Here is a 14,682-nt window from a genome sequence, read left to right as displayed (position 1 = left end):
AGTCTCCTTAGTAGCTACCGTGAGTGTTGTTTTCAATTTCTTCAACCGTTACTCTGCGCCACATTTTTACATAACACCAAGTGGTGTAAGTTAAAATAAGTGGAACAAAAATACACACTGCAACAAACATTACATTGAGCGTTTTATGGCTCGATACCGCATCCCAAATTGTTAAGCTAATATTTGGATTATTGCTTGATGGCATAATAAATGGGAACAGTGATACACCTGCCGTCATAATTACGCCAATTAACATTAAGCTTGTTGAAATAAGCCCAAGTGCAGGTTTGTTCAATTTAGAAAACACAAGTGCACTTAATGCCATTGCAAACGCTAAAATAGGGAAGGTCATTGTCCACGGACGAATGTTATAATTACTTAACCACGCACCTTGCGCTGTTGTGACTACTTTAGCTAAAGGATCTGCATGACTCTGTGTATCAGCCATAGATACAATTTGGTAACCGGTTAAATTAGCAACCCAAAAACCAGCAGCAGCAAATAATACAATAAATACAATCAGCGAATAACGACCATACTGACCCGAACGCTCTGCGACTGCACTTGCTGTACGAAGTTGTAACCACATTCCCGCATGCGCAACTAACATGGTAATACTCACTAAACCTGCAAGTAATCCAAATGGGTTAAGTAAGCCAAAAAATGAGCCTTGGTAGCTAACACGCATTAGGTTATCAATATTAAATGGCACGCCTAAAAATAAATTACCAAACGCAATACCAAATACTAATGCTGGAATTGCGCTGCCTGCAAGCAAGCCCCAATCCCAGTTATTGCGCCAGCGTTTTGAGTCTACTTTACTGCGGTAATCAAATCCAAGTGGTCTAAAAAATAAGGCAAAAAGTACCAGCATCATGGCAAAGTAAAAGCCCGAAAATGCGGCAGCATAAACCATAGGCCACGCTGCAAATAACGCCCCGCCCGCAGTTATAAACCATACTTGGTTACCATCCCAATGCGGGCCAATAGTGTTTATTACTGTGCGGCGCTCTGAATCTGTTTTACCAACGAGGCGAAGCAACATAGCAACGCCCATATCCATGCCATCGGTAATAGCAAAACCAATAAGCAGCACACCAATGATCAACCACCAAAGCATTTTTAACGTTTCATAATCAAAAATCATGATTGCTCTCCTTCAGTTTTCTCAGCTTTATTTGGTAATTCAAAATGATATTTACCAGTATGTAGCGAGCTTGGTCCTTGCTTAACAAACCGGATCATCAGCCAGCCTTCCACAATGGCTAGACCAGTATAGAAAACAATAAACCCAGTTAAGCTAATTAAAATATCATTTACTGTCAGTGACGATGTCGCTAAAAAGGTCGGCAGTATTTCAGATATAGCCCAAGGTTGACGGCCATATTCAGCAACTATCCAGCCAAATTCAATCGCTATCCAAGGTAGTGGAATGCTTAATACGGCAGCCCATAACAACCAGCGTTTTTGCTCAATAACGCGATGTGCGTTGTAGTAAAATGCTAAAATAAATACCGCGAGCATTGCCACGCCACAGGCAACCATAATCCTAAATGACCAAAACATAGGGCCCACTTTTGGAAAGGAGTCCTTAACGGCTTTTTGAATGTGCTCTTCTGTGGCGTCTACAACATCAGGTGTGTAGCGCTTAAGCAATAAACCATAGCCCAAGTCGTCTTTTAGGGTATCAAATTTGGCTATGTTCTCAGGTGTATCTTCGCCGTTTCTGAGTTTTGTAAGGTATTCATAAGCAATCATGCCGTTGCGAATACGCACTTCGTGTTGTTTTTCTAAGTCGTTAATTCCCGTTACTTGCTCATCGAGTGAGCGCGTAGCAATTACACCAAGCGCATAAGGTATTTTAACTGCGGCATGGGTAACTTGCTCTTCTGAGTCAGGAAAACCAAACGCAGTAAATGCAGCGGGGGCTTCTTCTGTGTGCCATTCTGCTTCAATTGTGGCAAGTTTAACTTTTTGAACTTCGCCGACTTCGTACCCTGATTCATCACCTAGTAAAATTACACATAAAATAGACGCTAAACCAAAACCAGAAGCGACCGAAAATGAGCGTTTAGCAAAGGCCAAATCGCGACCTTTTAATATGTACCAACTACTTATGCCCAGTACAAACATCGAGGCAGCTACGTAACCTGCTGATACGGTATGAATAAACTTAACTTGCGCTACAGGATTAAACACAAGCTCTGCAAAACTGGTCATTTCCATACGCATAGTTTGATAGTTAAATTCAGCACCTACTGGGTTTTGCATCCAACCGTTGGCAATCAAAATCCACAGCGCCGACATATTTGTTCCCAACGCCATTAAAAAGGTTGCCCCTAAATGTTGGCGCTTAGAAAGCCTGTCCCAACCTAAAAAGAACATCCCCACAAAGGTTGATTCTAAAAAGAATGCCATTAAGCCTTCAATAGCCAGCGGGGCACCAAAAACATCACCTACGTAATGGGAGTAATAAGACCAGTTAGTACCAAACTCAAATTCCATGGTAAGGCCTGTGGCCACACCAATTGCAAAGTTAATACCAAACAATTTTCCCCAAAATTTAGTCATATCACGGTAAATTTCGCGACCGGTCATAACATAAACCGATTCCATGATAACTAAAATCCAGGTCATACCTATAGTTAGAGGTACAAATAAAAAATGAAAGAGAGCGGTAACAGCAAACTGTAATCGCGATAGATCCACAAAGGTTTCATCTATCATTATTAGCTCCTTAAAAGTGACGGATTAACAGGGCAATATAATAATTGGCAAAGTTATGTTTTTATCTTTCAGTAATTACTGAAAGTTTGTAATATTATTTACGTTTGTGCAATTTTTGTCAATACGTATATTAGCAAAACTTAATATATATTTCATATGCTACATGAGCATTAAAAATAAATAATTCAATAAATTAAATTTGCTTATAAAAAACCAGTTATTTAAAGCGTTTAATCAAACACTAAAACACGGTAAACTAACAAGCATGAACGCTTGGTTTACTTGTGAAATAAAATCAAATGAATAAAGATAAAAAACAACTACGTATTGGTATTGTGGCAGGTGAACTGTCGGGCGATATTTTAGGCGAAGGCCTAATAAAAGCGCTTAAGCAACACTTCCCTAATGCTATTTTTGAAGGAATAGCGGGGCCTAAAATGCAAGCGCAGGGCTGTAAAACCTTGTTCGATATGGAAGAGCTTTCGGTAATGGGGCTTGTTGAAGTGTTAGGGCGTTTGCCGCGTTTACTTAAAATCCGTAAACAACTCGTGCAGCACTTTGTTGATAACCCACCTGATGTATATATTGGCATCGATGCTCCCGATTTTAATTTACGAGTAGAAAAGCCGCTTAAAGATGCGGGCATTAAAACGGTGCAATACGTCAGTCCATCGGTATGGGCATGGCGCGAAAAGCGTATTCATACCATAAGTGCAGCGACTAACTTAGTGTTGGCGTTATTACCATTTGAAAAAGAATTTTACGATAAACATCAAGTACCGTGTACATTTGTGGGCCATACCTTGGCTGACGATATAGCACTTGAGCACAACGACAGCAAAGCCCGTGAAGAATTAGGTTTAAGTCTTGATGACAAAGTACTGGCATTGCTGCCTGGTAGTCGAGGCTCTGAAGTTGGTTTACTAAGTGAAACTTATATTAAAACGGCTGCAGAACTGCAAGCGCAAAACCCCAATCTTAAAATTGTGGTGCCACTGGTAAACGAAAAACGCAAAGCGCAATTTATCGCTATTTTAAATGCCACAGCACCAAGCCTAAATGTTAATCTGCTTGATGGGCAATCAAAATTAGCGATGCAAGCCGCAGATGCTATTTTATTAGCGTCGGGGACTGCAACACTTGAAGGCATGCTTTATAAAAAACCTATGGTAGTGGGTTATAAAATAAAGCCTTTGAGCTATTGGATTTTTAAAACTCTATTTACGTTTAATATTAAATACTTTTCGCTGCCTAATTTATTAGCCGACGAAGAGCTAGTGCCTGAGTTTTTACAAAGTGAGTGTAACGTGACTAACTTAACAAATGCGCTTACTCCTATGCTCAATACTGATAACAAAGCGCTAAAAGCACGCTTTTTAGCTATTCACGAAAAAATTAGATTAAATGCCAGCGAACAAGCGGCCAACGCTGTGGCGGAGTTAATAAATGCAAATTGATAGACCCAACGTAGCCTTAATTGCCGGTGTTGACGAAGTAGGGCGCGGTCCACTTGTTGGCGATGTGGTCACTGCCGCCGTTATTTTGGATCCCACTAAACCTATTGCTGGCTTAGCGGATTCTAAAAAATTAACAGATAAAAAACGCCAAGCACTTGCTATTGAAATTAAAGAAAAAGCATTGTGTTACGCCTATGGTCGCTGCAATCCGACAGAGATTGATGAATTAAATATTCTGCACGCAACGATGCTTGCCATGACCCGCGCAGTAGAGGCGTTAAGCACACAACCTGAATTTGTATTTATAGATGGAAACCGCTTACCAAAACTCACTATGCCAGCGCAAGCTGTTGTTAAAGGCGATAGCCTAGTGGCAGAAATTTCAGCCGCGTCTATTTTAGCTAAAGTAGCGCGCGATGACGAAATGATTGAACTTGATAAACGCCACCCTGAATATGGCTTTGCAGGGCACAAAGGGTATCCAACTAAAGCGCACTTTGCAGCGCTTGAGCAGTACGGCGCAATTGACGAGCATCGTAAAAGCTTTAAACCTGTGCAGCGTGTATTGGCGCAAGCCAATGGTGAGGGTTAAGCATGGCTGCTCCTGATTTTGTTCATTTAAGGGTTCACTCTGACTTTTCGATGGTTGACGGCCTTGCTAAAACAAAGCCAATAGTTGCTAAAGCGCAAGAGCTGCAAATGCCCGCTATTGCGATTACCGACCAAATGAACTTTTGTGGTTTAGTGCGCTTTTATGGCGCAACGCATAACGCCGGTATTAAACCTATTGTGGGTGCTGATTTTTGGGTTCGTAGCCCAGAATTTCCAGACGAGCCAAGCCGCTTAACCATATTAGCCAAAGACAACGACGGCTATAAAAACATTACCTTATTAATATCTAAAGCGTATCAACGTGGGCATGTGTTTCATCGCCCAGTGATTGACCGAGAATGGCTGGTGGAGCATAAAACGGGCTTAATTATTCTCTCGGGCGCTAAAGACGGTGATTTAGGTAAAGCGTTATTAAAAAATAATCCAAGTGTTATTGAATCAGTAGTTAGTTTTTACAAGCAGCATTTTAGCGATAACTACTACCTTGAGCTTGTTCGCACCAATCGCCCTTTAGAAGAAGACTACTTGCACATGGCGGTAGAGCTTTCAGTTAAAGAGCAGTTACCTGTTGTAGCCACCAACGAAGTGGTATTTTTAAAGCCTGAAAACTTTGAAGCGCATGAAATTCGCGTTGCTATTTTTGACGGTTACACACTTGATGATAAACGCAGGCCGAAACGATTCTCTGAAGAACAATACCTAAAAACACCAGAGCAAATGGCAGAGCTGTTTAGCGACATTCCAGAAGCCCTACAAAATACGGTAGAAATAGCTAAACGTTGTAATGTAACGGTTCAGCTAGGGACTTACTTTTTACCTGATTACCCAACTGGCTCACTCAAGATTGATGAGTTTTTAGTTAAAGTATCAGAAGACGGTCTTGAAGAGCGACTGCAGTTTTTATTCCCCGATGAAGAAGAGCGAAAAGTAAAACGTGTTGAATACGATGAGCGACTTGATATAGAGCTTGGCGTAATTAACCAAATGGGATTCCCAGGTTACTTCTTAATCGTAATGGAGTTTATTCAGTGGAGTAAAGATAACAATATTCCGGTTGGACCAGGTCGTGGTTCAGGTGCAGGTTCGTTAGTTGCGTACGCACTTAAAATTACCGATTTGGATCCGCTTGAGTTCGATTTACTTTTTGAGCGATTTTTGAATCCTGAACGTGTATCAATGCCCGATTTCGACGTCGATTTCTGTATGGATAGACGAGACGAAGTAATTGATCACGTGTCTGCTTTGTATGGGCGTAACGCCGTATCGCAAATTATTACCTTTGGTACTATGGCTGCAAAAGCGGTAATACGCGATGTAGGGCGAGTGCTTGGGCATCCTTATGGATTCGTTGATCGTATTTCAAAAATGATTCCAGGCGATCCTGGGATGACGCTTGCAAAAGCGTTTGATATAGAGCCACGCTTGCAAGAAGCCTACGATGGCGACAATGAAGTAAAAGATTTAATCGACATGTGTCGCATCCTTGAAGGGTGTACACGTAACGCCGGTAAACATGCGGGCGGCGTAGTAATATCGCCAACCACTATTACTGACTTTGCTGCGCTTTATTGCGATGACGAAGGTAAGTTTCCGGTCACGCAGTTTGATAAAAACGATGTAGAAACCGCAGGCTTAGTTAAGTTCGATTTCTTGGGCTTGCGTACACTGACTATATTGCAGTGGGCGGTCGATATGACCAATGTGCGCATGGAGCGCCAAGGTAAAGATCTAGTTGATATAAATACCATTCCACTGGATGATAAAAAAAGTATCGAGTTACTACTTCGCGCCGAAACGACCGCTGTATTCCAGCTAGAATCGCGCGGTATGAAAGACTTAGTACGTCGACTTAAGCCCGATTGCTTTGAAGATATGATTGCGCTTGTGGCCTTGTTCCGCCCAGGTCCGCTGCAATCAGGCATGGTAGATAACTTTATCGACCGAAAGTTGGGCCGAGAAGAAATCTCATACCCAGATGCGCAATATCAGCACGAAAGCTTAAAACCAATACTTGATCCAACGTACGGTATTATCTTGTATCAAGAACAAGTAATGCAAATTGCGCAAGTATTAGCAGGTTACACGCTCGGTGGTGCCGATATGCTTCGCCGTGCAATGGGTAAGAAAAAACCCGAGGAAATGGCAAAACAGCGTTCAACGTTTGAAGATGGCGCACGAAATAACGGCATTGACGGCGAGCTCGCGATAAAAATCTTCGACTTGGTGGAAAAGTTCGCAGGTTACGGCTTTAATAAATCTCACTCGGCGGCGTACGCACTGGTATCGTATCAAACGTTGTGGATGAAAACCCATCATCCTGCAGAGTTTATGGCTGCGGTAATGTCGGCCGATATGGATAACACCGACAAAATAGTTATTTTGGTGGATGAATGTGAAAACATGAAGCTCACCTTATTGCCACCCGACGTAAACGCAGGCGAATTTAAATTTACAGTAAATCTGCAAGGTGAAATTGTTTACGGCATTGGCGCGATAAAAGGCGTGGGTGAAGCACCGGTTGAAGCTATTTTAGAAGCGCGTGCAAAAGGGGGCCCATTTAAGGATTTATTTGATTTTTGTGCCCGCGTTGACTTAAAACGCTTAAATAAACGTGTTACTGAAAAATTAATTTACTCAGGCGCACTGGATAATTTAGGGCCAGAAAAAACCCAACCTGGGCGTGCTACGTTATTAGCTAGTTTAAAAAGTGCGATGCGTGCGGCCGACCAACACAACAAAGCTGAGTTATTAGGGCAAAGTGATTTGTTTGGTTTATTAGCCACCGAACCAGATGAAGTTGAACAAGCCTTTATTAAAGCCACAGGCCTCACCGATAACGAATGGTTAGATGGCGAAAAAGAAACCCTAGGCCTTTATTTAACAGGGCATCCGATAAATCAGTACCGCCGTGAACTTAAGCATTACACCAGCGGAAAAATAGTTGATTTACAGCCAACTAATCGCGACGTGTTCGCAACGGCCGCTGGTTTAGTGATTGCTTCTAGGGTATTAATTAATAAAAAAGGAAATCGTTGGGCCTTAGTAACTTTAGATGACAAGAGTGCACGCATTGATGTACGCTTGTATTCAGACGAGTTTGAAAAGTACCAAGATATGCTGCAAGTTAATAATATCTTGGTAATATCTGGACAGGTCAGCTTTGATAACTTCTCTGGTGGTATTACAATGACCGCTAGAGAAATAAACACCATAGCTCAAGCGCGTGAAAAACGTATTAAAGCGATTAAAATGACGCTGAACATGGTGCAAGTCGAGGCTGGTTTCTTCGATAAATTACAAAAAGTACTCGAACCATACAAAATGGGAACGTGTCCGATCAAAGTTTATTACCAACGTCCAGATGCGTTGGCGCAATTAACTCTTGGTATCGAATGGTGTGTTACGCCAAGTGACGACTTAATTCATAAGTTATCGCTAATGGCGGCGCAAGATGTAGAACTAGAATTTAACTAATTAGGTAGTTTAGAGCATGAGCCTCAATTATCTTGATTTTGAGCTTCCGATTGCAGAATTAGAAGCAAAAATTGAAGAATTACAAAATATAAGCCGCGCTGGCGAATTAGACCTTGAGTTAGAAGAGGAAGTCAGCAAATTAAAAGAAAAAAGTGCCAAACAAAAACAGGAGATATTTTCTAATTTAGGTGCTTGGCAAGTATCACAGTTAGCACGTCATCCGTTGCGTCCTTACACTCGAGATTATATCGAGCGCATTTTCACGGAATTTGATGAGTTTTCTGGCGATCGTACTTTTGCTAACGATCCTGCTATTTTAGGTGGTATAGCGCGTTTAGATGGCGAACCAGTTATGGTTATCGGCCAACAAAAAGGCCGTGATACGGCTGAAAAAATTAAACGCAACTTTGGTATGCCAAAGCCAGAAGGTTACCGTAAAGCATTACGTTTAATGGAAATGGCTGAGCGTTTTAAAATGCCAATCATGACCTTTATCGACACGCCAGGTGCATACCCAGGTGTTGGCGCTGAAGAACGTGGACAATCTGAAGCAATCGCGCGTAACTTAAAAGTAATGGCGACACTTAAAGTGCCGACAATATGTACGGTGATTGGCGAAGGCGGTTCAGGTGGTGCATTAGCGATTGGTGTAGGCGACAGAGTTAATATGTTGCAGTACAGCACTTACTCTGTAATTTCGCCTGAAGGTTGTGCGTCTATTCTTTGGAAAAGCGCTGATAAAGCACCGCTTGCAGCAGAAGCAATGGGTGTAACCGCAGAGCGCGTTAAAGAATTAGACTTAATCAACAACTTAGTTGATGAGCCTCTTGGTGGCGCACACCGCAATTACGATGCTATGGCACGTAATTTAAAAGTTCGCCTTAAACGTGACTTAGCAGACTTACAAGCACTTACGCTTGAGGAAATGCTTGATCAACGTTATAAACGTTTAATGTCGTTTGGCTATTGTTAAGCACATTTAATGTTAAAAAAAGCCGCTTATGCGGCTTTTTTGCTTTAAAATACCCAGAGTTTTTATATAAAAGTGCGCCCATATGCATACATCAGCAATTTATCAGCAATTAAAAAAATCACTAAATAACTATATTGAGCAAGGCAATACTGATTTTACTGTGGCGCTCTCTGGTGGGGTTGATTCTGTGGTGTTGCTGTATTTAATGGGAGCTTTAAAAGCAGATACCCCTGCACTTAATGTATCGGCTATATATGTTAACCATGGCTTGAGCCAGTATGCTGATGATTGGCAAGACTTTTGTAAAAACGTATGTATTGATCTTGAGGTGCCTTTTGAAGCTGCGAAAGTTGTTATTAAGTCGCAGACGCGCACCAGCCTTGAAGCCCAAGCACGTGATGCCCGTTACAAAGCACTTGATGAGCTAAGCCCAAAAGGGAGCATTATTTTACTGGGCCAACATTTAAACGACCAAGTAGAAACGTTTTTACTGCGCTTAAAGCGAGGTTCTGGTTTAAAAGGGCTTGGTGCTATGCATAAAGCGCGTTTGCTGCAAAGTGGGCGCACATGTTTTAGACCATTATTAAATGTAACGCGCAGCGATATAGAAGCGTTTGCAGCGCAGTTTAATATTAAGCATATCACTGATGACTCAAACACAGATGAACGCTTTGATCGTAATTTTTTACGCTCAAAAATAGTCCCTGTTTTAGCTGAGCGCTTTAATGGGTTTGAACAATGTACAGCACGAAGTATTGAGTTACTACAGCAGCAACAAACACTACTTGATGAATACACTCAGCTTGATTTAAATAAGAGTATTAACCAACATCAAGCACTGTGCATTAGCAAAATAAGCGAATACAGCCCAGCGCGCATTGCAAATATAGTACGTACATGGCTTGCACTATTTACACAAGTGATGCCATCGCAAAAGCAACTTGAGCAAATTATAGATCAAGCAATAAATGCAAAAAACGACGCACAAATGCGTATTGATTTGCTAGATGGTCAAATACGTCGTCATCAAGGGGATTTGTATTTTGTAACACCAAGTGAAGTATTAACAGATGTCGAGCTTAATCATTCAGAGCTAGCACTTGCAGACGGGCGCTTATTAATTAAAAGCATCGGTTGCGGACTAAGACCTCCATACTCTAATGAGCAAGTAATAGTGCGCTTTAATTGCAATAGCGCGCGTATAAAACCACTTAAAAAGCCTGGTAGTAATACAGTTAAACATTGGTTTAAAGATGCAAAAATAGCGCCGTGGCTTCGCGCCAGTGTGCCGCTTATTTTTTATAATGATGAATTAGTTCAAGTGGTTGGTTATTTTATAAGTGCTAACCATATTGATGAAAATGGTGTTTTTTGGGAGTGTAAATAAATGAGTAAGCAGCCGCATGTTGGTTTATCGTTGATAACTAAAGCGCCAATGGGTATGTTAATTACAGCTATAATTGCAGTTATAGCCAATGTTTTACTTGAGTTGAATGTTATCACCTTAGGTTATGCAATTGCTGGTGGTGCTCTCTCAGCAATGCTCTTATTAGCTTATTGGCTAGGCAAAGGTGGGTTGTTTTTTATTTTAGGCGTAAGCCTGCCATTGCTGCTGGTTTTATTTACACCGCTTGCTGGAATTACTGCACTGCTTAATTTAGTGAGTGGTTTCTTTTTTGGTTTTTGCGCGGCGTTGGTTGCTTATAAATTATACCAATGGCATTAAATTAATGAATCTATTTTAGCGACAAGAAAATAGCTCAGTAACAAGGCTAAAATTATGATATATAGTTGTTATATATAAATAATTTTTAACGTAGTTGATGAGTTATTTAATACGCTAAAGTGATCATGTTTTTAATGAAATTGGTATTACTACTGGTAAAGCCAATTTCTTATACCAATCTGCTTATATATGGGGTCTATTTAACGTTAAGAAAATTACGCTAGAACTAGGCAAAAATTTTTGTATCTAGTTGTTCTAAATAAAAAAATTTTAACGACGTTATAGTGCAATTTAATTCGTTAAATTGATCAAAGAATTATGCAGTTTGGTATTAATCACATTTTTGGCTAAACACGCACCAATAAAAAGCCTAGCGGGGGAAGCTAGGTTTTTTATTGAAAATTGGTTTAGATGCTGCGACTAATAGGCTTTTGCGCAGTTTCTGCCAGACGCTTTAGCTTTGTATAAACCTTTATCCGCACGAGCAAATATCTCATTTTCGCAATCTTTGCTGCTTGCTAATGTAAAGCCAATACTGGTTGTTACTTTATATTGCAACATCATACTTGAGTGCCTAACTAGGCGCATAATACGCTCAGCGATTACTTTATTGGTAGTAAACTCTGGATCTTCAATTAATATTGCAAATTCATCGCCGCCAAATCGAAATACAGAGTCGGTGCCGCGAATACTGCTGCATAAAATCTTAGAAAACTCAATGAGTGTGTCATCGCCAATTTTATGACCAAAGTTATCGTTTACTTGTTTAAAGTTATCTAAATCAAGCAACATAAGGCTGAATGGGCGTTGATAACGTCGGCAATTTTCAAGCTTTTGTAATAAAATGTCATTAAATTGACTACGGTTGTTTAACCCTGTTAATGCATCTTTTGTCGCGAGTTTTAACACTCGGCTATACATCATTGCATTACGAAGTGGGTAAACAAGGGCTGCGTGCAAAGCTCGTAGTTTTCTTTCAATAACAGCATTAAGCGGATACTGGCTAAAATATATCAGCTGTCCTAAATGCTCTTTGCCAATACTTAAATCGTAAAAATATGGCGTGCTTGTAGTACTGCTATCTGATGTTTGTGTAGTACCAAGCGTTGATTGAAACTGTAGCCCTGAAAAGTTCAGCAACTTTTTTGCAAACTTTGCATACATAGCCAAAATATCTTCAATGATTAAACTAGTTTGTAATTCAGTAACAAGCTCATGCGTTGCCGTAGGCTCATCTAAACGTGTAGGTTCGGCTGAAAACGGCAAAAAATCACCGCGACCAGTTACACGTTGTGTCAAAATATGGACATTTTCCATTCTATTCTCCCCCGAGGGTGTTGCTTTGCACTTAACAAGCTATTTCTATGCCATATTTTAAAACTGGCTGAAAAACAGATGCTTGCTATATTTAAAGTAAGTTCCACTGTTTAATTAGCGCGAGAGGCCGTACTTGCAGAGTATTAATGTTCAAATTTTTGGCTTATTGGTCGCAGCGGTTCTTTTGGTGTGGTTTTTTAAGCGTATTGGTTTGCCGCCTATTTTGGCGTACTTAGCAACTGGCGTTTTAGCGGGTAGTCATGGTATTGGTTGGATGGCGCAAACGCACGAAATCGACTTTGTGGCCGAGCTTGGTATTGTATTTTTGTTATTTAGTTTAGGGCTCGAATTTTCTATTTCACGTTTAATGGCAATGCGAAATATTGTGTTTGGTTTAGGCTCCTTACAAGTTGTAGTAACCAGTTTTGTGTTTATTATTACGCTGTATAGCTTAAGTTTTAGCTTGCTCACCAGCTTTACCATCGGCGTTATTATGGCGCTTTCTTCTACGGCGGTAGTGGTTAAGTTATTAAAAGAAACAGGGGAGCTTAATCAGCGCCGAGGGCAACTTGCCATCGGCGTGTTGTTATTTCAGGATATCGCGGTTGTTCCTCTGCTTATTATTCTTCCTTTACTTGCCACAAGCGACTCGCAAAGTATTAGCTGGGCGTTCGCTTTTGCTCTTTCTAAGGGCGCATTTGTGTGTTTATTGTTATGGGCAATAGGCAAATGGGTGCTTCCCAAAGTATTTAATGAAATAGCGCTAGTGCGTACTGATGAGTTATTTGTACTTACCACATTATTGGTTGCTTTATTTGCAGCACTTTTAACGTACATGTTTGGCTTATCGATGGCTTTGGGCGCTTTTTTAGCTGGCATGATGCTAGGGGAGAGTCATTATAGGCATCAGCTAGAGGCTGATATAAGGCCTTTTCGCGATATTTTAATGGGGTTATTTTTTGTAACTGTAGGTATGCAGCTCGATATCCTTTATGTGCTCAGTAATAGCTTGTTTATTATTGGCGCGTTGCTTGGCTTATTAATTTTAAAAATTGCCGTTGTTGCAACCAGTGCACAGTTTATGGGAGAGCGAAAGCAAGATGCATTGGCATGTGCAATTATGCTTTGGCAAATGGGCGAGTTTGGCTTTGTGCTTATTGCTTTGGGCAGTCAGCAGCAACTATTAACTAGCGAACAAGCCTCATTTTTAATTGCACTGGGTGTACTTTCAATGGCATTTACACCATTTTTGATTGATAAAACTCCATTTATACTAAAACGTTTAGGTGTACTTGATAGAGCAATCATGGCTTGGGAAAGCGAGCCTAAAAGCAGCACGCTTTATAGTAATCATGTCGTTATTTGTGGTTTTTCGAGAGTAGGGCAAACAATTGCACGGTTTTTAAAGCCTGAGGCAATCGAGTACGTTGCCATTGAGAGTAATCCAATACTTGTGCAAGAAGGCAAAGCCGCAGGTGAGCCCGTGATATATGGGCATGTTAAACAAAAAGATATTTTAAAATGTGTCGGTGTAGAACGTGCGCGTCTCGTTATTATTACCTTTACCGAGTTTGAGCAAACACAAGTAGTAATAGATGCCATTAAACAAATAGCGCCCGAGGTTAAAATACTTATACGCACACGAGATGACAGCCAGCTCGAAAAATTGAAAGAGTTGGGAGTAACCGAAGTTGTGCCCGAAACGTTAGAAGCAAGCTTAATGCTTGTGTCGCATGTATTATCTATGTCGGGCGTGCCTATGAGTCGAATTGTTAGGCGTGTAAGTAAAGAACGCCGTAACCGCTATCAGTTTTTACAACGTTTTTTTACAGGTGAACATATTGATGGCGATGAAAATAGCAGCGACAGATTAGAGTATTTACACGTTATAGCCTTGCCCGATAAAGCATACGCCGTAAATAAAAGTATTAGTGAGATTAACTTAGCAAAACGAAAAGTGTCGATAAAAGCGTTGCGCAGGCAAGATCGTGAAATTGATGCCCCATCAGATCAAACTTTGTTATTGGCAAACGATATTTTAGTTTTGCAAGGTAAGCCACGTCGTGTTGAGCGGGTAGAGCACTACCTGCTCGACGGAATCGAATAGTTGCTTAGGTTGGGGCGTGTTGACCTTTCGTGATTGATTTTGCAGCAGTACGTTTGGTATTTAGGCAAGACAGAGCCTGTGATGTGTGGTCATTCCCCATAAATAGGCGATAACGCAGCATAAATACCAAACATGCGCTGTCCGAAGGATTCTACCTAGGGGCAATTAACTCTTTGTTGCTCGGTTTTTACTTATTCTTACAGGGATGTAAGCCATTAGAGTAACGCAGGAGCAGTTACCGAGCCCACTCGATTACAAACCTCGCGCCGCGATTAAATCGCCCCTAGAT

General features: G+C 40.9%; 10 protein-coding genes. 7 read left to right on the top strand and 3 right to left on the bottom strand.

Translation table 11 applies throughout. From position 1 onward, the window contains the following. Positions 1-7: 7 nt before the first annotated feature. Together cydB and H5119_RS00045 are read right to left on the bottom strand one after the other, a co-directional pair. A complete protein-coding gene (cydB, locus tag H5119_RS00050) occupies positions 8-1,147 on the bottom strand; it encodes a cytochrome d ubiquinol oxidase subunit II (RefSeq protein ID WP_182700762.1) in 1,140 nt (379 codons plus the stop codon). Beyond that, a complete protein-coding gene (locus tag H5119_RS00045; protein ID WP_182700761.1) occupies positions 1,144-2,727 on the bottom strand; it encodes a cytochrome ubiquinol oxidase subunit I in 1,584 nt (527 codons plus the stop codon). The genes cydB and H5119_RS00045 overlap by 4 nt, the downstream gene beginning before the upstream one ends. 299 nt (positions 2,728-3,026) lie before the next feature. On the opposite strand from H5119_RS00045, the gene lpxB reads away from it, so the two are divergent. From lpxB to H5119_RS00015, 6 genes are all read left to right on the top strand, one after another. Further along, positions 3,027-4,184, top strand: coding sequence for a lipid-A-disaccharide synthase (gene lpxB, locus H5119_RS00040; RefSeq protein ID WP_182700760.1), 1,158 nt, complete (start codon positions 3,027-3,029; stop codon positions 4,182-4,184). After that, the gene (gene rnhB, locus H5119_RS00035) at positions 4,174-4,776 is read left to right on the top strand and encodes a ribonuclease HII (protein ID WP_182700759.1); all 603 of its coding nucleotides are present in this window, start codon (positions 4,174-4,176) and stop codon (positions 4,774-4,776) included. The genes lpxB and rnhB overlap by 11 nt, the downstream gene beginning before the upstream one ends. 2 nt (positions 4,777-4,778) lie before the next feature. Next, the gene (gene dnaE, locus H5119_RS00030; RefSeq protein ID WP_182700758.1) at positions 4,779-8,270 is read left to right on the top strand and encodes a DNA polymerase III subunit alpha; all 3,492 of its coding nucleotides are present in this window, start codon (positions 4,779-4,781) and stop codon (positions 8,268-8,270) included. Between the two features lie 16 nt (positions 8,271-8,286). Then, positions 8,287-9,243 (top strand): acetyl-CoA carboxylase carboxyl transferase subunit alpha, encoded by a 957-nt coding sequence (accA, locus tag H5119_RS00025; protein WP_077537435.1) that lies wholly within the window; start codon positions 8,287-8,289, stop codon positions 9,241-9,243. An 82-nt stretch (positions 9,244-9,325) separates the two neighbouring features. Further along, positions 9,326-10,630: a tRNA lysidine(34) synthetase TilS gene (gene tilS / locus H5119_RS00020; RefSeq protein WP_182700757.1), complete on the top strand. Its 1,305-nt coding sequence runs from the start codon at positions 9,326-9,328 to the stop codon at positions 10,628-10,630. Beyond that, positions 10,631-10,969: a hypothetical protein gene (locus tag H5119_RS00015; protein WP_077537437.1), complete on the top strand. Its 339-nt coding sequence runs from the start codon at positions 10,631-10,633 to the stop codon at positions 10,967-10,969. A gap of 420 nt (positions 10,970-11,389) precedes the next feature. Here the strand turns inward: H5119_RS00015 and H5119_RS00010 are convergent, their stop codons facing one another. Beyond that, positions 11,390-12,286, bottom strand: a complete 897-nt coding sequence (locus tag H5119_RS00010) for a GGDEF domain-containing protein (RefSeq protein WP_077537438.1) — start codon at positions 12,284-12,286, stop codon at positions 11,390-11,392. Positions 12,287-12,419: 133 nt separating this feature from the next. On the opposite strand from H5119_RS00010, the gene H5119_RS00005 reads away from it, so the two are divergent. Continuing rightward, a complete protein-coding gene (locus H5119_RS00005; RefSeq protein WP_182700756.1) occupies positions 12,420-14,393 on the top strand; it encodes a monovalent cation:proton antiporter-2 (CPA2) family protein in 1,974 nt (657 codons plus the stop codon). The last annotated feature ends 289 nt before the right edge of the window (positions 14,394-14,682 follow it).

The sequence above is a fragment of the Pseudoalteromonas sp. SG45-5 genome, from assembly GCF_014164085.1.
Lineage (GTDB): Bacteria > Pseudomonadota > Gammaproteobacteria > Enterobacterales > Alteromonadaceae > Pseudoalteromonas > Pseudoalteromonas aliena.
This window is presented reverse-complemented; position numbering and strand designations above follow the sequence as displayed.